Annotated in this window: 15 protein-coding genes, 1 tRNA gene and 5 pseudogenes; all 21 read right to left on the minus strand. The window is 37.4% G+C overall.

Annotation, left to right across the window (positions count from 1 at the left end; translation table 11 throughout):
* Positions 1-66 precede the first annotated feature (66 nt).
* Positions 67-942: pseudogene (locus tag AC0IWE_RS12730) on the minus strand (OmpP1/FadL family transporter); the annotation flags it as partial.
* 34 nt (positions 943-976) lie between these two features.
* Positions 977-1,291: a hypothetical protein gene (locus AC0IWE_RS12735; protein ID WP_471793352.1), complete on the minus strand. Its 315-nt coding sequence runs from the start codon at positions 1,289-1,291 to the stop codon at positions 977-979.
* Positions 1,292-1,368: 77 nt separating this feature from the next.
* On the minus strand, positions 1,369-1,680 hold the full coding sequence (locus AC0IWE_RS12740; protein WP_055914859.1) for a DUF3467 domain-containing protein: 312 nt from the start codon (positions 1,678-1,680) through the stop codon (positions 1,369-1,371).
* Between the two features lie 91 nt (positions 1,681-1,771).
* Entirely contained in the window at positions 1,772-2,443 is a 672-nt protein-coding gene (locus tag AC0IWE_RS12745; protein WP_471793353.1) for a discoidin domain-containing protein, read from the minus strand.
* A gap of 74 nt (positions 2,444-2,517) precedes the next feature.
* Positions 2,518-2,742, minus strand: coding sequence for a hypothetical protein (locus tag AC0IWE_RS12750; RefSeq protein WP_471793354.1), 225 nt, complete (start codon positions 2,740-2,742; stop codon positions 2,518-2,520).
* A 185-nt stretch (positions 2,743-2,927) separates the two neighbouring features.
* A pseudogene (locus AC0IWE_RS12755) lies at positions 2,928-3,656 on the minus strand (alpha-L-fucosidase); the annotation flags it as partial.
* Positions 3,657-3,740: 84 nt separating this feature from the next.
* Positions 3,741-4,013, minus strand: coding sequence for a hypothetical protein (locus tag AC0IWE_RS12760; protein ID WP_471793355.1), 273 nt, complete (start codon positions 4,011-4,013; stop codon positions 3,741-3,743).
* Positions 4,014-4,106: 93 nt separating this feature from the next.
* Positions 4,107-5,234 carry an SGNH/GDSL hydrolase family protein gene (locus AC0IWE_RS12765; RefSeq protein ID WP_471793356.1) on the minus strand — a complete coding sequence of 376 codons (1,128 nt, stop codon included), beginning with the start codon at positions 5,232-5,234 and terminating at the stop codon, positions 4,107-4,109.
* A 5-nt stretch (positions 5,235-5,239) separates the two neighbouring features.
* Positions 5,240-6,973: a DUF4091 domain-containing protein gene (locus AC0IWE_RS12770; RefSeq protein ID WP_471793357.1), complete on the minus strand. Its 1,734-nt coding sequence runs from the start codon at positions 6,971-6,973 to the stop codon at positions 5,240-5,242.
* Between the two features lie 205 nt (positions 6,974-7,178).
* Positions 7,179-7,421 carry a hypothetical protein gene (locus AC0IWE_RS12775; protein WP_471793358.1) on the minus strand — a complete coding sequence of 81 codons (243 nt, stop codon included), beginning with the start codon at positions 7,419-7,421 and terminating at the stop codon, positions 7,179-7,181.
* Positions 7,422-7,513: 92 nt separating this feature from the next.
* Positions 7,514-11,801 (minus strand): annotated as a pseudogene (rpoC, locus tag AC0IWE_RS12780) (DNA-directed RNA polymerase subunit beta').
* A 74-nt stretch (positions 11,802-11,875) separates the two neighbouring features.
* Positions 11,876-15,680 (minus strand): annotated as a pseudogene (rpoB, locus tag AC0IWE_RS12785) (DNA-directed RNA polymerase subunit beta).
* A 157-nt stretch (positions 15,681-15,837) separates the two neighbouring features.
* Positions 15,838-16,215: a 50S ribosomal protein L7/L12 gene (gene rplL, locus AC0IWE_RS12790; protein ID WP_029283246.1), complete on the minus strand. Its 378-nt coding sequence runs from the start codon at positions 16,213-16,215 to the stop codon at positions 15,838-15,840.
* A gap of 64 nt (positions 16,216-16,279) precedes the next feature.
* On the minus strand, positions 16,280-16,801 hold the full coding sequence (gene rplJ / locus AC0IWE_RS12795) for a 50S ribosomal protein L10 (protein WP_108200815.1): 522 nt from the start codon (positions 16,799-16,801) through the stop codon (positions 16,280-16,282).
* A gap of 2 nt (positions 16,802-16,803) precedes the next feature.
* Entirely contained in the window at positions 16,804-17,502 is a 699-nt protein-coding gene (rplA, locus tag AC0IWE_RS12800) for a 50S ribosomal protein L1 (protein ID WP_029279316.1), read from the minus strand.
* A 20-nt stretch (positions 17,503-17,522) separates the two neighbouring features.
* Positions 17,523-17,964: pseudogene (gene rplK / locus AC0IWE_RS12805) on the minus strand (50S ribosomal protein L11).
* A 332-nt stretch (positions 17,965-18,296) separates the two neighbouring features.
* Entirely contained in the window at positions 18,297-18,626 is a 330-nt protein-coding gene (locus AC0IWE_RS12810) for a hypothetical protein (protein WP_471793359.1), read from the minus strand.
* Between the two features lie 122 nt (positions 18,627-18,748).
* On the minus strand, positions 18,749-19,288 hold the full coding sequence (gene nusG, locus AC0IWE_RS12815; protein WP_025143263.1) for a transcription termination/antitermination protein NusG: 540 nt from the start codon (positions 19,286-19,288) through the stop codon (positions 18,749-18,751).
* Positions 19,289-19,297: 9 nt separating this feature from the next.
* Positions 19,298-19,495 (minus strand): preprotein translocase subunit SecE, encoded by a 198-nt coding sequence (secE, locus tag AC0IWE_RS12820; RefSeq protein ID WP_025143264.1) that lies wholly within the window; start codon positions 19,493-19,495, stop codon positions 19,298-19,300.
* A gap of 91 nt (positions 19,496-19,586) precedes the next feature.
* Positions 19,587-19,657: transfer RNA gene (locus AC0IWE_RS12825), tRNA-Trp, on the minus strand.
* A gap of 83 nt (positions 19,658-19,740) precedes the next feature.
* Positions 19,741-20,928 (minus strand): elongation factor Tu, encoded by a 1,188-nt coding sequence (gene tuf / locus AC0IWE_RS12830; RefSeq protein WP_029279334.1) that lies wholly within the window; start codon positions 20,926-20,928, stop codon positions 19,741-19,743.
* Positions 20,929-20,978: the final 50 nt, after the last annotated feature.

Below are 20,978 nucleotides of genomic sequence, written 5' to 3' on the forward strand. Positions count from 1 at the left end.
CGCTGTAAAAAGAATGGCAGCAGCTACGAAACTATTTAATATATATTTTTTCATTTGTAATTTCTCCTACCATTTATAAGTTAACGAAAGCCCTGGTGCATAAACCAAAGTTTTAAAAGTACCATCTAAGCCTGTTTCAAGGTTTTTCTGTTTACGCGATTTTACATCTTCAAAGAAGAATGAGGCATTAACTTCGAAATGACTGGTTGGCGTATACCCTAAACCAGCACTTAAAATATAACGGTCGGCATCTGGTGCCTCAGGAGTTACGTAACCATCCTGTACCGGAGAAAAAGCATAACCTACGCCAGCTCTTAATGCTAATTTTTCAGAAGCCTGGTGATTAATTCCCAATTTGAATGAAGATCCATCCCGATAATTACGGGCTGATTTCGTATCGGCCAGCGAAGGCGTATTTGTTGCATAATCAAAAGATAAATCCTGATAAATATGCCATTGTACCCAACTTGCATCAAATGCTAAAACTGTACTTTTTGAAAGTGGAATACCAACTCCCAAACTGGTGGTAGCCGGTAAAGGCAGTTCAGCATTAAATGTATTTCCGGCTGGGAAAGATGAAGTTAAAGAACCTGGAACCTGGAAATCGGCTGTTCCACCATCAAGTTTGGTAATCACTTTAGATTTGTGAACCAACGCAAACGATATATTGCTTAAGGTTTTAATGTACAAACCTGCATTCCAACCATAACCCTTACCTGTACCATCCAAGGTAACATGGCCTGAGCGACTGTCGGGATAATTTACCGGTAATGCCCGCTGAAGATTTACATCGCCATGGTTATAAACAAAACCTGCACCAATACCAATACGATCTGTAATTTTAACGCTCAATGTTGGCTGGAAATAAATTGCTTTTAAATTTAACGAAGTTAAGGCATACTTACCAGACCAGTTATCACCCCAATCTACCAAACCACCAAATGGTGTATAAACACCTAAACCTAATTTCCATTTGTTAGATTTTGGACCCCAAACGGCATAAAATTCGAAAGGTGGAGCAACTTTGTCTTTTTACATTTTCTGTAATGTTGGAACCGCTTTGTTTGAAAGCTGATTTAAACAATAATGGGTTTACTCCTGCTGAAACTGAGTTTTTCTCTAAGAAAGTTACTGCACCGGGATTGTAAAATACGGAAGCCTCATCTAAAGCCAATGCAGAACCTGCACCTGCCATACCAATTTGTTTCTGACCTTGTAAATTAACCTGGAAACCCTGCCCCAAAACCCATAGAGGGGCAGAAAGTAATGCGCTCAATAAAATTTTTTTCATTTATAAATGGTTATATCACAAATATATACTATGCCAACATAGTAAACAAATATTTGTTTGTAAGAATTTTGATTGGCTTACGCCTGGGCAGTAGGCCCGCCAAAGCCCATCGGAAAAGGTGGCTCTTCCTGTGTTTTGATTCTTCCATTTACAGCTTCAAATTTCTGAATGTTATCTTCCAGTGCCGCCAATAAGCGTTTAGCATGTTCTGGCGTCAAAATAATTCTTGATTTTACCTTGGCCTTTGGTATTCCGGGCATTACACGAATAAAATCCAGTACAAATTCGGTATTTGAATGGGTAATGATGGCCAGGTTAGAAAAAATTCCTTCAGCAATTTCTTCTGATAACTCTATATTTAATTGATTTTCGTTTTGTTGTTCTTCCATAATGGCTCAAAATAAAAAATTCCGCTGCTTAATGGCGGAATTTAATATATAATGTTCGAAATAAAATTAATTATTGGTAGATCAAGCTTTGCTATTTCTCAACGAAATCAAGCTCGGCAATGGCTAAGGCTTTTTTATTTCCTGCTATTCCGGTTGCTTTTATCCGTATATATTGTGCGTTTATACTATTTTTAAAATAATGTGTTCTCGGCGTAGGGTCGTTAATCAGGTTACCAAATTCAAAAGTTTCAACATCTTGCCAGTTTTTACCATCACTACTGGTTTGTAGTATTCCTTTTTCAAGCATTCCATCAGCGAAATGAGTTGGTGGAGTATAAATAAAGCCTTTTAAATTGTAGATGTTACCCAAATTTATCGCAATATAATGCAAATTTTCAGTTGAGTTAGAAAGCCAGTAAGTTTGCTTATCGGCATCAAAGGCCATGGTGGCATTATGCTTTGCATCTTCACTATCCATATTCAGTAACTTCCAATCTTGCTTTACTATTCCAAATGTTTCAGCAGCTAAAGCACCTTTTTCCTTATCGGTTATCGCAATTGCCTTTACTTCTCCTTTCGCAATCTGTATCGGCCCTTTATATTTTTTAGCGGTTGCAGTAGGCAAACTGCCATCGGTAGTATAATAAATTTCTATGCCTTTATTCAGGTTGGCAGTTGCATTTTCTCCGTGTGGTTTCCAACCAAATTCATGTGTTTTAGGCGATATGGTGGTTAAACCATTTACATCTCTGTTGAACTGCAATTGAGGCGGGCGGGTACGGTAGTAGTGTGCAGAAATGGTCGCGATTGCAGGATTAGCCCTGGATGATAAAATGGTTAATCTGATTTTCGATGTCGTAATTTCAGGAAAACGTAATATTCTTTTGTAACTGATATTGCTTGCTTCGGGAATTCTTTATGCCATTTATTTCCAATCCAGGCGTCTAATTGATGTTGTACCACGCGTTCACTATGGCCTGCAATATCTTCCTGAACAACAATCCGGTTTACAGTAACCGGCTTTATTGTAGAAATTACAATACTTTTTTTGTTTATCAGCAAGTAAAACATAAGTATTCAAATCATTATCAAGCACTTGCTTTATTCCCCTGGCGCCCAAAAATAGATTTTTGCCATACGTTTCGTTAATGCGTTTCCCCACCTCCAGTTAATACGCTTACATCTTCTTTTGCAAAATTTTCCATCACGATTGGGCGGAATATTCAGCAAAAAAGTGGAGTTTCCCCCTACCGAACGTTGCATAAAATATCAAAAACATCATCAGCACTACGAACTTTTTGTTTATCATCATCGCGGTAAAACCAGCCCTCTCTTATTGAAGTATTGGTTTCTGCCTGTTGATAATGCAAGTATTTGGCGTTGTAAAGTTCATTATTGCTCCCTAAATCTTTAGCTGTTAAATCTGGAAAATGAGTAGCAGTATCCGGGTTTTCGCTATAAGGAAGTACATTCCATTCTGTTTCGCGGGTTCCTCCAGCTTCATTTCCGCACCAACGGATATCTTCTTTACCGAAAATAACGGCTTTTGGAGCCAATGTATGAATCAGCTTTTTCCAGGCAATATAATTATATTTTTGGCCGCCTTTGGTTTTAGGGTGTGCGCCATCAAACCACACTTCATCTACCGTACCATATTCTGTTAAAACTTCGAAAAGCTGGTTTAAGAAATATTCGTTATAGTCGTCAACTTCGAAATTAAATTTAGTTTTGTTTGCAAACGGTCGGCCGGCCACTTCGCGAGGTATGGTCCTGGTTGTTACTTTACTTAAATTCCCATACAAGCCTTCAGGATTTTCGATCTGATATAAATCTGCCGGAGATAAGTAAATGCCCAATTTTAGTCCGTACTTTTTGCAGGATGCAGACAGATTTTTTAAAATATCACCTTTACCATTTTCAAAACCTGTTGACATGATACCGTGGTTGGTGTACCTACTCTGCCAAAGTACAAACCCATCATGGTGTTTTACCGGTGATGATAACCATTGTCATCCCAGCCGATTTCATAGACTGGCACCATTGGTCGGTATGTAATTCTTTCAGGTCAAAAACTTTAGGATCTTCTTTACCGTTCCCCACTCCATCCTAGTAAAAGTATTAGGTCCGATGTGGATAAACGCGATAAATTCATTTTTTAAAGCACTTAACTGGTTTGAAGTGGGTACTACATGGCTTGCTTTTGCAATAATGGTGGCTTTGCTATCATCCGCTGCAACTGCAATGGTATTTTGCGGTTTTATACCATCACTTTGTGCAAAGGCATTTGCAATAAATGAAGCCATAATGGCCGATGTAAATATTAATTTTCTCATTTGTTTGTTTGGATGCTTAATTATATTTGATTTAAAATGGTTATGTAGTTATTAGCTATATTTAGATTACTAGCTTAACCGGAGTACAATCAATTATTTTTTTACCGCTAATATTTTGTTGATTATTTTCTCGTAGGCATCTGCATATTGCATCATGCCAAAATCGTTAGGATGGGTGCCATCAATGGTGCTGTCGTCAGTAAATCCAATTTCTTTAGCAGTTAAGATATAAAGATCTTTAATGCCTGATTTTTTAAGTTTTTGATAAGTATTGTTTAACACTTTAGAGGTCCAACTGTAATTACCTGTTAATACGCTATCCAGATTAACCTGATCCAAACCTGAGCTGTGTTCAACCAATAAAATAGGTGTATTGGGGTGTTTTGCCTTTAAACCTTGCACTGAACTGGTAATTCGCTTTTCAATTTCTTCAGCCGGATAAACTTTTTTATCAGTTAAATTAGGCTGACAGTCGAGCACAAATAACTTAGCATCTGTTTGATTCATTAAATCGATAAGGGGGCTTTCTAAACGGCCGTTACCCGAAAACCCAAGGTTAATAACGGGCTGAGCCAATTTTCTGCCCAAAATATTTAACCAGGCCATACCAGGGCGGCCAGCACTTGCACCTTGCATTATAGATGTACCGTAAAATACAAGAGGTGCTTTTTCGTTAGCTTCTTCAACCTTAAGCTCTGCATTAGTGTTCACGCCTAATTTTAACCATTTAGGGGCATTATACAAAGGCAAATACAAACGGAACCGCTTAATTTTTACGGATTGGTTGAAATTTCCATAAGCATAAGTAATAGTGTCTTTATAGCTGTAGTTGGCTTTGATCCAATGCCATTTATTTTGAAAATCCTGTGCATATAAATCTAATCCGCTTACCCCTAAAGTTGGCATGTTTTCTAAATTTTTACCCGCTTTCAATTGGTATTTTACTACGATTTGTTGCGCTGTGGTATAAAAATCTATATACTCACCTGCGGTATTTTTGGCCAGATCCCAAACTTCTTTACGAACATTTTTTTCGGCTTCAGTGGGTAAACGGTTAAAATAGTTAAGGCTGTCGGGGTTTTGCCAGGCTTTCCCCTTTAATGTCGGATAACTGTTCTCCATTGGATTAAACCACTTAATATTGTCGACACCCTGTGCGCAAATAGATTTACAAAAAGCCAAAGAGAAAAGTAAAGAGAGCAAAAAAAGATTAGGTTTCATTTTAGTTATTTATTTAATAATTGTTTCACGTTTTGTAAGGTTTCATCTGCTGTTATCGTTGATAAAGATTTGATTTCGAATTTCATTAAAGCTGTGTTCAACTCATTTAGAGATGCTGCATTTTTGGTTTTAATATAAAATAATTGAAGCTGTTTAATCTTTTCGAAATCCTGGGCACCCTCAATCAATTTTTCGAACCTTACCGAAGTTAATGGCCCTGGATAAACCTGATAAGTGTCGCCAGCTGGCCAAGCGGTGAAACGGGTATCTGTTAAAGGATTTTTCGTCCAGCTGTTATATGCCCACCTTACGTAACCATCCATATTTTTATATGCGGTATACCAGCCCATCCATACTTGTTCTGCAGGCGACGAAAAACTAAATGCATTGGGATAAGGCTCTGTACAACAGGTATACCAGGTGCTAATTTTACCTTCCTTGGTTCTTTTCTGTAATATTTCTGCCGGGAATTCCCATTTTGATGCGATGCAATAATTATCAATATCTTTTTCTATCTCCTGATGATATTCTCCAGCTAGTGCGATTTTCCAGTTCGGATCAATGCTTTTCAATAATTTTATTACTGCTTGCATCGCTTTCATCGGGCGTTCATCCATAGCAATGTATGTTTTAGCAAACCAGTTTTTTGTTTTTAAGTGTTTGGTAAAATCAGTAAGCATGGTTTTCCAAAATGCATCATAAGCAGGTGTACCAATGGCATCAGTAAAAACAGCTTCTTTTTGAGTAGCTTCATCCCAATAGTTAAAAGCGATTTTCCAAGGAACCATGCTATAACAATTAATGCGCTGGTTGATACCCGTAGTCATTACAAATGAGATATATTTATCAAACAAAGCATAATCATAGCTCCAGGAGCCATCTTTTTTCTTAGTCCAATTGATTAAACTCGGGTAATCATCATATGTTTGATGGCCCCATGCTTCGTTCACAATACTTGCAGTAATGGTTTTTTGCCCGGCATTGGCCAACATTTCATAATAGGGTTTCATTAGTGCGAAATGTTCATTACTCCACAACTTTACTTTATGCACCCTGGCAATAGCTGCAGGGTGCTGCCATAAGTCTAAGTCATATTTCCACTCATTTGGCGGTGGAAGTACTTTATCTATCACCTTAATTTCAATAGGTAATTTATATTCTTTTTCGGCAGTAATTTTAACTGTTCCGGAATAGGTACCGGCTTGAATATTTGAAGGAATTTTTATACTCAGCCAAACAGGTTGCGTATTTTGGGCTTTAACAGTAATATTATTGTTTTTTGTGTCGATCAGGTCAGCTACATAAGATGAATCAAAATCTGCAGCTTTGCGGTAACCACAGCCATCTCTAAACTCATCTGTAATGACATATTTTATTAAACCCGCGCTAAGATTTTCTTTCTTGATATGGTTTCCTGTTTGATCTTTAAGGTCTGAGAGCTGGATATTTATATGATCTAGATTGTTTTTGGTCCAAAGCAGTAATTGGGTATGTATCTTTTCGCCCTTCCAGGCTGAGGTGTTCCATGAATTTTGGATTGCAATCTGCGGCGGTAATTCTTTTGGATATCTTATATTGCTGTTGGCAAAACTAATATTTAATGAATTAATGATGCGCTGCCAATTATTATTTATGTTTTCTTTACTTGGCAGTATTGGTTTTTGGAGTGCCAAACTAACATCCTGGGCAGCACTGGTTAAGCCAAAACCCAGCAATAATATTACTGATAAAAACTTCATAAACCTAAGTTAATGAAACCGATCAGTATAAGGTTAAGAGATTACAGAGCGGGCTTTACGCAAACGTTTGATGGACTGTAACAAAATTGATAGCTTAACTATTCTAAGATTAGACCATTAACTTTCAAAAGTAAATAGATCTTAAATACTAATATGGGTTTTTAAGAATTATATAGTAAAGGAAATATTAAGTCTAATAACCCGATTATTTAATCATGAAGTTCACAATACCTATTACTGAACCAATGATAGCCAGGAACTGAATCAAACCAACAACATAAATGGTTTTCTGCATACCGGCAATATCTTCTTTGGTAGCTAAAACCTCACGCTTATTTTCAAATTCAGATTTAACTTCTGATTTAACAAAAGAAACCAACTGTTCTGCTTCCTGTTCGCCAAGCTTAGCTTTTAAGATCTGGAAAAGTTGAATTTCTGTAACACTCATGTATTTATTTTTTTATTAAAGTTACAAAATCTATTCCAAACAAAAAACTCCCTCACTAAGGTGAGGGAGTTTAAAATAAATATTAGAAAATACTAAGCTTCTACTTCTTCTTGTTTAGAAGCCAATAATTTATCGTATTCTTCTTGAGAACCAACAATGATTCTTTCGTAACCACGTACACCAGTACCTGAAGGGATTAAGTGACCAACGATCACGTTTTCTTTCAAGCCTAACATATTATCGCGTTTACCTGCAATTGCTGCCTCATTTAATACTTTCGTAGTTTCCTGGAACGAAGCCGCAGAAATGAACGATTTAGTACCTAATGATGCACGTGTAATACCTTGTAAGATAGAACTTGCAGTTGCTGGTCTGGCATCTCTAACCGTGATCTGTTTTAAATCCTTACGTTTCAATTGAGAATTTTCGTCTCTTAATCTACGTAATGAAACAATTTGACCTGGTTTTAAGTCTGTAGAATCACCTGCATCTTCAACAACTTTCTTGTCGTACATTGCATCGTTCTCGTCAGCAAAATCCCAACGGTCAACAGCATTGTTTTCTAAGAAAATAGTATCACCTGGATCTTCAATGTGAACTTTCTGCATCATTTGGTGAACAATTACCTCAAAGTGCTTATCGTTAATTTTCACACCTTGTAAACGGTAAACCTCTTGAATACCATTTACTAAGTATTCTTGAACCGCTGCAGGGCCTTTAATTGATAAGATATCTGCTGGAGAAATTGAACCATCTGATAAAGGCATACCTGCTTTCACAAAGTCGTTATCCTGTACAAGAATGTGTTTCGACAATGGAACTAGGTATTTTTTAACTTCACCATCTTTCGATTCGATTGTGATTTCACGGTTACCACGTTTAACGCCACCTAAAGTTACCACACCATCAATCTCAGTTACTACAGCTGGGTTAGATGGGTTACGTGCTTCAAATAATTCCGTTACACGAGGCAAACCACCTGTAATATCTCGGGTTTTACCAGTTGCACGAGGAATTTTAGCGATAATCTGACCAGTTTGGATAGCTTCACCTTCATCAACTGAAACGTGAGCACCTACCGGAATGTTATAACCTTTGATAAATTCACCTTTCTTATCAACAATTTGAACAGAAGGGTTTTTAGTTTTATCACGTGTATCGATAATTACTTTTTCACGGTGACCAGTTTGCTCATCTGATTCTTCACGGAAGGTTACACCTTCAATAATTGCATCAAATTGTGCTTTACCGGCAAATTCTGAAAGAATAACCGCGTTATACGGATCCCATGAACAGATTTTATCACCTTTTGAAAGTTTATCCCCTTCTTTAACGAATAAGAATGCACCGTAAGGAATGTTGTTGGTTACAATGATACGTCCGGTTCCTGGTTCAACAATTTTGAACTCGCCTGAACGACCCAATACTACCTGAACTGTTCCTTCTTCTGTTTGTGTATCAACAGTACGGATATTTTCGAATTCGATTACACCATCAAACTTAGCTACGATATTAGATTCTGCAGCAATGTTTGATGCAGTACCACCCACGTGGAAAGTACGAAGTGTTAACTGTGTACCCGGCTCACCGATTGATTGTGCTGCAATTACACCAACTGCCTCACCTCTCTGAACACGTTTACCAGATGCCAAGTTACGGCCATAACATAATGCACAAACACCACGTTTTGATTCGCAAGTTAATACTGAACGGATCTCGATGCCCTCTAAAGGAGATTCTTCGATCAATTTAGCAACATCTTCATTAATATCTTCACCAGCACCTACCAATAAAGTGTTATCCAAAGGATTGTACACATCATGTAGTGAAGTACGGCCTAAAATCCTGTCGTATAATGGCTCAACAATATCTTCCTGATCTTTTAAAGCGGTAGTATACATACCTCTTAAAGTACCACAGTCGTTATCATTAACAATCATATCCTGCGCCACATCATGTAAACGACGGGTTAAGTAACCCGCATCCGCCGTTTTTAACGCCGTATCTGCCAAACCTTTACGCGCACCGTGAGTAGAGATAAAGTACTCTAATACCGATAAACCTTCTTTAAAGTTTGATAAGATCGGGTTTTCAATGATATCACCACCTGAACCAGATTTTTGAGGTTTCGCCATCAAACCACGCATTCCGCAAAGCTGACGAATCTGCTCTTTAGATCCACGTGCACCAGAATCAAGCATCATGTAAACTGAGTTAAAACCTTGGTTATCGCTAGATAACTGAGTCATAACGAAAGTAGTTAACCTGTTGTTGATACGGGTCCAGATATCGATAATCTGGTTGTAACGTTCGTTGTTGGTAATGAAACCCATGTTATAGTTGTTTCTTACCTCTTCAACCTCAGCAGCTGCCTGCCTCTAATAAAGTATGTTTTTCTACCGGAATGTTTACGTCTTGTAAGTTGAACGATAAACCTCCCTGGAATGCCATTCTGAAACCTAATTCTTTGATATCATCCAAGAATTGTGAAGCACGGGCCATACCAGTCATTTTCACTACTTCACCAATAATATCCCTTAAAGATTTTTTGGTTAATAGTTCATTGATGTAACCTACTTCTTCAGGAACCATCTGGTTAAACAATACCCTACCTACAGTAGTTTCAGTTAATTTATTAACGATAGAACCGTCAGCTTGTTTAACATTTACCCTTACTTTGATAAATGCGTGCAAGTCTAATTCTTTTTCGTTATAAGCAATAATAACTTCTTCCGGAGAATAGAAATTTGAATCCTGTCCTTTTACAACTCTCGAATCATCAGTTCTGCGGCCTTTAGTAATATAATAAAGACCCAAAACCATATCCTGAGAAGGTACTGTAATTGGTGTACCGTTAGCAGGGTTTAAGATATTGTGTGCTGCAAGCATCAAAACCTGGGCTTCCAAAATTGCTGCATTACCTAGAGGTAAATGCACGGCCATCTGGTCACCATCAAAATCGGCGTTGAATGCAGTACAAACTAACGGGTGTAACTGGATTGCTTTTCCTTCAATTAATTTTGGCTGGAAAGCCTGAATACCTAGTCTGTGTAAGGTAGGTGCACGGTTTAATAATACCGGGTGACCTTTTAATACATTTTCTAAAATATCCCAAACTAGAGGATCTTTTCTATCAACGATTTTCTTAGCAGATTTAACTGTTTTTACAACACCACGCTCAATCATCTTACGGATAATGAATGGTTTGTAAAGTTCAGCAGCCATATCTTTAGGAATACCGCACTCGTGTAATTTAAGGCTAGGCCCTACAACAATTACCGAACGAGCTGAATAATCCACACGTTTACCCAATAAATTCTGACGGAAACGACCTTGTTTACCTTTCAAGATATCTGAAAGTGATTTCAAAGCACGGTTACCTTCAGTTTTTACCGCGTTAACTTTACGTGAGTTATCGAATAACGAATCTACAGCTTCCTGCAACATACGTTTTTCGTTACGTAAAATTACCTCTGGTGCTTTAATCTCGATCAAACGTTTTAAACGGTTGTTACGGATAATTACACGACGGTATAAATCATTTAAATCTGAAGTTGCGAAACGGCCACCTTCTAATGGAACTAAAGGACGTAACTCTGGTGGAATAACCGGAACAATTTTAACAATCATCCACTCAGGGCGATTCTCAATACGTGTATTAGCACCACGGAAAGCTTCAACAACCTGAAGACGTTTTAAAGCCTCATTTTTACGTTGTTGAGAAGTTTCGTTAGCAGCCTGGTGACGTAAATCATAAGATAAAGTATCTAAATCAATACGTTTTAATAAATCTTCTAATGCTTCAGCACCCATTTTGGCGATGAATTTATTAGGATCTTTATCATCTAAATATTGGTTTTCTTTAGGTAATTTATCTAAGATATCTAAATATTCTTCTTCCGTTAAGAAGTCCATATAGTTGATACCTTCTTCAGCCATTAAGCCTGATTGAATAACTACGTAACGCTCATAGTAGATAATTAAATCTAATTTTTTAGTAGGTAAACCTAATAAATAACCGATTTTGTTTGGTAAAGAGCGGAAGTACCAGATGTGTGCAACAGGAACCACTAAAGCAATGTGTCCCATACGCTCACGACGTACTTTTTTCTCAGTTACTTCAACACCACAACGATCGCAAACAATACCTTTATAACGGATACGTTTGTATTTACCGCAATGACATTCGTAATCTTTTACCGGACCAAAAATACGCTCACAGAACAAACCATCACGCTCAGGTTTGTAAGTACGGTAATTAATGGTTTCTGGTTTCAACACCTCACCGCTTGAACGTTCCAAAATAATTTCTGGAGACGATAAGCTAATCGTGATTGATGTGAAATTGCTTTTTAATTTATTATCCTTTTTGTAAGACATACTTATGTAAGGTTAAAGCGGAAAGCTTAAAGACCAAAGCTGCTTTGAGCTTTAGTCTTTAGTCTTCGGCTTAATTAATCTAATGTAATATCTAAACCTAAACCGCGTAACTCATGTACCAATACGTTAAACGATTCTGGTACACCTGGCGTTGGTAGGTTTTCACCTTTAACAATGGCTTCGTAAGTTTTGGCCCTTCCGATTACATCATCCGATTTAACGGTTAAGATCTCCTGAAGAATATTAGCTGCACCAAATGCCTCTAATGCCCAAACCTCCATCTCACCAAAACGCTGACCACCGAATTGAGCTTTACCACCCAATGGTTGTTGTGTAATTAATGAGTACGGTCCGATTGAACGGGCGTGCATTTTATCATCAACCATGTGACCTAATTTCAACATGTAGATAATACCTACAGTTGTAGTCTGATCAGAAGCGCTCACCTGTTAAACCATTATATAAGTAAGTTTTTCCTGAAGCAGGAACGCCAGCTTTAGCAATCCACTCTTCCACTTCATCATGAGTAGCACCATCAAAAATCGGAGTTGCAAATTTAACACCCAATTCCTGGCCAGCCCAAGCTAAAATAGTTTCGTAGATCTGACCAAGGTTCATACGTGATGGTACACCCAGTGGGTTCAACACAATATCAACCGGACTACCATCAGCTAAGAAAGGCATATCTTCATCACGTACAATACGTGCAACAATACCTTTGTTACCGTGGCGACCTGCCATTTTATCACCTACTTTTAATTTACGTTTTTTAGCAACATAAACTTTTGCCATCTGTACGATACCTGAAGGAAGCTCATCACCTACACTGATCGCGAATTTATCACGTTTGTAAGCACCAAGTTCTTCGTTAACACGGATACCGTAGTTGTGAAGCAACATTTTAATCAACTCGTTTTTATCATCATCAGTAGTCCATTTGTTAGGGCTAATGTGGTTATAATCAAGTTCTGCTAAAATTTTCTGAGTAAATTTAGCGCCTTTGGCAACCAATAATTCTTTGTAAATGTTAAATACACCTTGAGATGTTTTTCCGTTTACGATAGTGAATAATTTGTCAACAAGTTCTGCTTTTAATTTCTCAGTAATGTTGTTATATCCTTTGTCTAATTTCTCAATTGCCGATTTTTCTTCAGCTTTTGTAGTTTTCTTAGCACGGCTGAATAATTTAGTATCAATTACCACACCTTGGATTGAAGGAGGAGTTTTTAAAGACGCATCTTTAACATCACCTGCTTTATCACCAAAAATTGCACGTAGTAATTTCTCTTCAGGTGAAGGATCAGATTCTCCTTTTGGAGTGATCTTACCAATTAAAATATCACCTTCTTTTACATCAGCACCAATACGGATAATACCATTTTCATCAAGGTCTTTAGTTGCCTCTTCAGAAACGTTAGGGATATCTGGTGTTAATTCCTCTTCTCCACGTTTAGTATCACGTACTTCTAATTCAAACTCTTCAATATGCAGTGAAGTGAAAACGTCATCACGAACAATACGCTCGTTGATTACAATCGCATCCTCAAAGTTGAAACCTTGCCAAGGCATGAATGCCACTTTCAAGTTTCTACCTAAGGCCAATTCACCGTTTTGAGTTGCATAACCTTCGCAAAGTACCTGTCCTTTAGTAACTTTCTGACCTTTCTTAACGATTGGTTTTAAGTTGATACAAGTATTCTGGTTGGTTTTTTTGAATTTAATTAAACGATAAGTTTTGCTATCACCTTCAAATGAAACCAAACGATCATCTTCGTTACGCTCGTATTTAATGGTAATTTCGTTAGCATCTACATATTCTACAACACCGTCACCTTCAGCATTGATCAAAGTTCTTGAATCACGTGCCACGCGACCTTCTAAACCTGTACCAACAATTGGTGCTTCAGGACGTAACAATGGTACGGCCTGGCGTTGCATGTTCGATCCCATCAAAGCCCTGTTTGCATCATCATGTTCTAAGAACGGAATCAACGAAGCAGCAATTGAAGTAATCTGGTTAGGCGCAACGTCCATTAAGTCTAATTTCTCAGGCTCAATAATCGGGAAGTCACCTTCATAACGCGCTTTAACACGTGGTGTTGTAAAGTTACCTTTATCATCATATTCTGCATTTGCCTGAGCGATGGTTTTACCATCTTCATCTTCTGCAGATAAGTAAATCACGTCTGAATCTACAACTACTTTACCATCTTCAACACGTTTGTATGGTGTTTCAATGAAACCTAGATTATTGATTTTTGCATGCACACAAAGTGATGAAATCAAACCAATATTCGGTCCCTCTGGAGTTTCAATAGTACATAAACGACCATAGTGAGTATAGTGAACGTCACGCACCTCGAAACCGGCACGCTCACGTGATAAACCACCTGGACCTAAAGCCGATAAACGGCGTTTGTGCGTAATCTCGGCCAATGGATTGGTTTGATCCATAAACTGAGATAACTGGTTAGTACCAAAGAACGAGTTGATAACCGATGATAACGTACGGGCGTTAATCAAATCAGTTGGCGTAAACACCTCGTTATCGCGAATGTTCATACGCTCACGGATTGTTCTGGCCATACGGGCTAAACCAACACCAAATTGTGCGTACAATTGCTCACCTACCGTACGTACACGACGGTTAGACAAGTGATCGATATCATCTACCTCCTCTTTTGAGTTGATCAATTTGATCAGGTATTTCACAATTGCAATAATATCTGCTTTTGTTAATACTTTAACCTCATCAGGCGTATTCATTTTCAATTTACGGTTGATGCGGTAACGACCAACATCACCTAAATCGTAACGTTTATCCGAGAAGAATAAACGATCAATGATACCACGAGCAGTTTCCTCATCAGGTGGTTCTGCGTTACGCAAAGCACGATAGATGTTTTCTACTGCCTCTTTTTCTGAGTTTGATGTATCTTTCTGTAATGTATTATATATAATGGTATAATCAGCCTGACTTGCGCCATCTTCTTTTGATAAGATGATGCTTTTTACGCCAGCCTCGATAACCATATCAATGTGTTCGTCTTCTAAAACGGTTTCTCTTTCAAGAATCACTTCATTACGGTCGATAGAAACTACCTCACCAGTATCTTCATCAACAAAATCTTCAACCCATTTTTTCAATACCCTTGCAGCCAGTTTACGACCGATGTATTTCTTTAAACCAGATTTACTAACTTTTACTTCGTCAGCAAGATCAAAAAGTTCTAAGATATCTTTATCAGAATCGTAACCGATAGCACGTAATAAAGTGGTAACCGGGAATTTTTTCTTACGATCGATGTAAGCGTACATTACGTTATTAACGTCTGTAGCGAACTCGATCCATGAACCTTTGAAAGGAATTACACGTGCAGAATACAGCTTGGTTCCATTAGTGTGACGGCTTTGGCCGAAAAACACACCTGGAGAACGGTGTAATTGCGAAACGATAACACGTTCTGCACCGTTGATAACAAACGTACCTTTTGGTGTCATATACGGGATTGTACCTAAATACACATCCTGGATAATGGTTTCAAAATCTTCATGTTCTACATCATTACAAGAAAGCTTAAGCTTTGCTTTTAATGGAACATTGTAGGTTAATCCACGCTCAATACACTCGTGTATATCGTAACGTGGCGGATCAACAAAATAATCAAGAAACTCTAATACGAAGATATTTCTTGAATCTGTTATTGGAAAGTTTTCAGCAAACACTTTAAACAAACCTTCGCTAGAGCGATCGTCTGATGTGGTATCTATCTGGAAAAATTCTCTGAATGATTGCAATTGCACATCCAGAAAATCCGGATAGTCTATAATGTGCTTACTAGTTGCAAAATTTACTCTTTGTTCGACTGTCTTTGCCAATGGACTAAAAGATTTTAGTTTAAGAATAAACTATTTGTTTGGTTTCGGTTTCAAGCATTCTCATTAACCAAACAAAATGAGATGTTTATAAACAGGTAAAGACACCGACATTTTCAGTCGGTGTCTAATACATTTTTAGCTTAGCTAAGTTAAGTGATTACTTAATCTCAACTACTGCTCCAGCTTCTTCTAATTGTTTTTTAAGAGCTTCAGCTTCGTCTTTAGATACACCAGCTTTTAATTCTTTTGGTGCTCCGTCTACTAAGTCTTTTGCTTCTTTCAAACCAAGGCCAGTTAAGTCTTTAACAAGTTTCACAACTGCTAATTTAGCGCCACCAGCTTCTTTTAAGATAACATCAAATGATGTTTTTTCTGCAGCAGCAGCAGGTGCATCACCACCAGCAGCAGGACCAGCAACTACAGCAGCAGCTGCAGGCTCGATACCATACTCGTCTTTTAAGATTTGAGCTAATTCGTTAACTTCTTTAACGGTTAAGTTTACTAATTGCTCAGCAAACGATTTTAAATCTGCCATTTTATTAAGATTTTAAAAATTTACGTAAAAATAATTTTGTTTTATTGCGAACTTAAGGTGTTCGTTAACCTTCTCTCTCTTGTAGAGTTTTAACAATTCCTGCAATTTTGCCTCCGCTTGATTTAAGCGCAGATATAACATTCTTAGCTGGTGATTGTAATAATCCAACGATATCTCCGATAAGCTCTTCTCTTGATTTCAAGCTTACTAAGTTATTCAATTGGTCATCGCCAACATAAACTGATGAATCTATAAATGCTGCTTTAAGCAATGGTTTATCAGATGTTCTTCTCAAAGCTTTAATCAACTTAGCCGGAGCGTTTGCTGTTTTTGAGAATAATAATGATGATGAACCTTTAAGGGCTTCGTATATCTCAGAAGCGTCGCCGTCTAAACCTTCAATCGCTTTGCGAATTAAAGAGTTTTTAGCAACTTTCATGATGATATCACCTTCAAAACATTTGCGACGGATGTTATTAATCTGCTCAACAGAAAGGCTAGAAGTATCAGCAATATAAAAATTGCCATACTCTTGCATTTGTCCTTGTAGTTCTAAAACTACTTCGTTTTTTTCTTCTCTGTTCATGATTAAATCCCCGCTACTGATTTTGTTTCAATTGCAATTCCAGGACTCATTGTAGAAGACACGTGAATGCTCTTAAAATAAGTTCCTTTAGCAGCAGATGGTTTTAATTTTGAAATTACCTGAATGATTTCAAGTGCATTCTCATAAATTTTATCTGCTGGGAATGATACTTTCCCTATTGAAGCGTGTATAATACCGCTTTTGTCTACTTTAAAATCAATCTTACCTGCTTTAACCTCTGTTACAGCTTTACCAACTTCGTTAGTTACTGTACCAGATTTTGGGTTTGGCATTAAGTTCCTTGGACCTAAAACGCGGCCCAATTTACCTACTTTTGCCATACAAGCTGGTGTTGTGATAATAATGTCTACATCGGTCCAACCACCTTCAATTTTAGCCACATATTCGTCTAAACCTACGAAGTCTGCGCCGGCTGCTTTTGCTTCTTCTTCCTTATCAGGAGTTACTAAAGCTAAAACACGAACAGTTTTACCTGTACCGTGTGGTAAAGTAGCAATACCACGTACCATTTGATTCGCTTTACGCGGATCAACACCTAAAGATACATCAATATCAACTGATGCGTCAAATTTAGTGGTAGTGATTTCTTTTACCAAAGCAGCAGCAGCCTGTAAAGTATAAGCTTTACCAGCTTCTATTTTAGCGTGTGCCTTTTTTTGATTTTTAGTTAATTTCGCCACTGTTGTAAACTGTTTTTTAATTAATTGTTCCAGGGTGCGTCACCAGAAACGGTGATTCCCATACTGCGTGCTGTACCAGCAACCATACTCATTGCAGATTCGATTGTAAATGCATTTAAATCAGGCATTTTATCTTCAGCAATAACTTTAATGGACTCAGGTCACCGATCCAACTTTTTTACGGTTAGGCTCAGCAGAACCACTCTGTAATTTAGTAGCATCTTTTAATTGGATAGCTACAGGAGGGGTTTTGATGATGAAATCGAATGACTTATCAGCATAAACAGTAATTACAACTGGCAATACTTTACCTGCTTTATCTTGGGTACGAGCGTTGTACTGTTTGCAAAACTCCATAATGTTCACCCCTTTAGCACCTAATGCAGGTCCTACTGGTGGCGATGGATTTGCCGCTCCGCCTTTGATCTGTAATTTGATCATTGCACTGACTTCTTTTGCCATTTTGTGTTTTTTGTTTATTTAAAAACTCAATGTTAAATATTGGAAGCATGTAACATTTAATTCCTTATAGCTCCTATAAAGCTTAAAGGACTGCAAAGATATGGATAATCTTACAGTCCCACAATAGTTTGAGAAAAATATATTTATTTTGTATTCAACATATCCAAAACTTCCTTATGCCTTCCAACTATTTCATTATTTGATAATGCGGTGGAAGCATTCGGTCTTAATATAGCCTTTATCAATTTGTGATCATAAAGGTAATATCTGGTTTCGAACGTATTTTTAACTTTAGAATCCTTCAGGTACATCGGCTTATCGTAAAATGTTTCCTATCTGTAAAGAAAATATAAACCATTACCATTAACATAGTAATCTTCTTCTGTTTTTCCCATTTCGCCATAAAAGATACAATGGATCTTTTTTAGCGTTTGTTTATCGTAGTAACCTATTACCTCCCCACCTTCTGCCGACATCGATGAAGCGTTTTTAACTTTCTTTTTATAAAATCTTAAACGATTATTAATTGTAGAATAATCTGCTTGTATTTTCTTAAGGATAACCGCCGTATCAACTAACGGTGTAATTAAATAACGATCTGAACTAAAACCAGCTACAGCAAAGCAAAATATACAAATCAAAAATACAAGGAATCCTTTCAATGCTATCTGGATTATATTTTATTAAAGATATAAAAAACAACGAATCATAATTTTCTAAAGTATCTCAAATAAAAAAGCCTTAGAAAACAATTCTAAGGCTTTATATATTTTAAAATAAAATTTTACTCTTTTTCCACTTGCATGTAGTTAAGCTCAAGCGGTGTTTTACGTCCAAAAATCTTAACCATAACTTTCAGTTTTTTCTTCTCTTCGTTTACCTCTTCGATAATACCTGAGAAACCATTGAAAGGTCCATCCATTACTTTAATGCCTTCGCCAACATAATAAGGAACATTCATGGTTTCACCTTGTTCGCTCATTTCATCAACCACACCTAAAATACGGTTAACTTCTGCCTGGCGCATTGGAATTGGATTACCAGCTTTATCACCAAGGAAACCAATAACGCTATTAATTCCTTTAATGATGTGCTCTAACTCTCCGTCTAATGTAGCTTCGATTAAAACATAACCAGGGTAAAAGTTACGTTCTTTGGCAATTTTTTTACCATCTTTCATCTGGTAATATTTTTCCATCGGGATTAATACCTGCGGAACCAAATGAGAGAAACCTAAACGGCTGATCTCAGCATCTATGTACTGTTTTACTTTCTTCTCTTTTCCGCTAACAGCCCTTACAACGTACCACTTTAGATCGCTCATTAGTAAATATTAATTAGAAAGTGATTTATAAAAAGTATCTAACACAAATGTAGATCCTTTATCCATTGCAAAAATAACCAATGCAATAATTAAAGAAGCCACCAATACAAGAATTGCAGAACTCTGCAGTTCACCCCAAGTAGGCCATGTAACCTTATTGGTCATTTCATCGTACGATTCTTTTATAAACTCAACTACTTTAGCCATATTATAATGATTAAATGATTGAGTTAGTGAGCGAAAGAATGAAAAAACATTCAATCATTAAAACATTCACTAATTCAATCATTAATTTGAGCACGGGAACAAGGATTCGAACCCTGATCAAAGGTTTTGGAGACCTCTATTCTACCGTTGAACTATTCCCGTAATTAGAAAGCAAAGTGCTTAAGCGTGCTCAAACACTTTGCTTTTCTTATTTTTTTAAGTTCCGATAAATCGGAATTTAAAATTTATTTTAAAATTTCAGTTACCTGACCAGCACCTACTGTTCTACCACCTTCACGGATAGCGAAACGTAGACCTTTTTCCATTGCGATAGCGTTGATCAACTTTACAGTGATTGTAACGTTATCACCTGGCATTACCATCTCAGTACCTTCAGCTAGTGAAATCTCACCAGTAACATCTGTGGTACGGAAATAGAATTGAGGACGGTATTTGTTGAAGAATGGAGTGTGACGACCACCTTCTGCTTTTGATAATACATAGATCTCAGCTTTGAAATCTGTGTGAGGAGTTACTGAACCTGGTTTACAGATTACCATACCACGACGGATATCAGTTTTCTCAATACCACGTAACAATAAACCTACGTTATCACCTGCTTCACCATAATCTAAGATCTTACGGAACATCTCAACACCAGTTACTGTAGATTTTAAGTTCTCAGCACCCATACCTAAGATTTCAACCGGATCTCCAGAGTTGATTACACCACGCTCAATACGACCAGTTGCTACAGTACCACGACCAGTGATCGAGAATACATCTTCAACAGGCATCAAGAATGGAAGCTCAGTTAAACGTGGAGGAATTGGAATGTAGCTATCAACAGCATCCATTAATTCCATAATTTTTGCTACCCATTTAGCATCTCCGTTCAAACCACCTAAAGCAGAACCTTGAATAACAGGAATATCATCACCAGGGAAATCGTAGAACGATAATAATTCACGAACTTCCATTTCTACTAATTCTAATAATTCAGGATCATCAACCATATCCACTTTGTTCATGAATACAACCAATGAAGGTACACCAACCTGACGAGCCAATAGGATGTGCTCACGAGTTTGTGGCATTGGACCATCAGTAGCAGCAACAACGATAATAGCACCATCCATTTGAGCCGCACCTGTAACCATGTTTTTAACATAATCCGCGTGACCTGGACAATCTACGTGTGCGTAGTGACGGTTTGCAGTTGAATATTCAACGTGCGCAGTATTAATTGTAATACCTCTTTCTTTTTCCTCAGGAGCTGAGTCAATTGAATCGAATGAACGTGCCTCAGATAAACCTGCATCAGCTAAAACTTTTGTAATAGCTGCTGTTAAAGTTGTTTTACCGTGATCGACGTGACCGATTGTACCGATGTTTAAGTGCGGTTTACTACGGTCAAATTTTTCTTTTGCCATTTTATTTATAACTAATTAGTAGGTTAACTTTTTATTAATTTTTATTTATT

This window comes from Pedobacter sp. AC402, from assembly GCF_979252805.1.

Bases quoted from the DNA above. Each gene is read 5' to 3' on its own strand.
- AC0IWE_RS12765 (WP_471793356.1), bottom strand. From the start codon at position 5,234: ATGAAACCTAATCTTTTTTTGCTCTCTTTACTTTTCTCTTTGGCTTTT.
- AC0IWE_RS12770 (WP_471793357.1), bottom strand. From the start codon at position 6,973: ATGAAGTTTTTATCAGTAATATTATTGCTGGGTTTTGGCTTAACCAGT.
- AC0IWE_RS12775 (WP_471793358.1), bottom strand. From the start codon at position 7,421: ATGAGTGTTACAGAAATTCAACTTTTCCAGATCTTAAAAGCTAAGCTT.
- rplL (WP_029283246.1), bottom strand. From the start codon at position 16,215: ATGGCAGATTTAAAATCGTTTGCTGAGCAATTAGTAAACTTAACCGTT.
- nusG (WP_025143263.1), bottom strand. From the start codon at position 19,288: ATGAGCGATCTAAAGTGGTACGTTGTAAGGGCTGTTAGCGGAAAAGAG.
- AC0IWE_RS12735 (WP_471793352.1), bottom strand. From the start codon at position 1,291: ATGAAAAAAATTTTATTGAGCGCATTACTTTCTGCCCCTCTATGGGTT.
- AC0IWE_RS12760 (WP_471793355.1), bottom strand. From the start codon at position 4,013: ATGAGAAAATTAATATTTACATCGGCCATTATGGCTTCATTTATTGCA.
- rplJ (WP_108200815.1), bottom strand. From the start codon at position 16,801: ATGAACAGAGAAGAAAAAAACGAAGTAGTTTTAGAACTACAAGGACAA.
- secE (WP_025143264.1), bottom strand. From the start codon at position 19,495: ATGGCTAAAGTAGTTGAGTTTATAAAAGAATCGTACGATGAAATGACC.
- AC0IWE_RS12740 (WP_055914859.1), bottom strand. From the start codon at position 1,680: ATGGAAGAACAACAAAACGAAAATCAATTAAATATAGAGTTATCAGAA.
- tuf (WP_029279334.1), bottom strand. From the start codon at position 20,928: ATGGCAAAAGAAAAATTTGACCGTAGTAAACCGCACTTAAACATCGGT.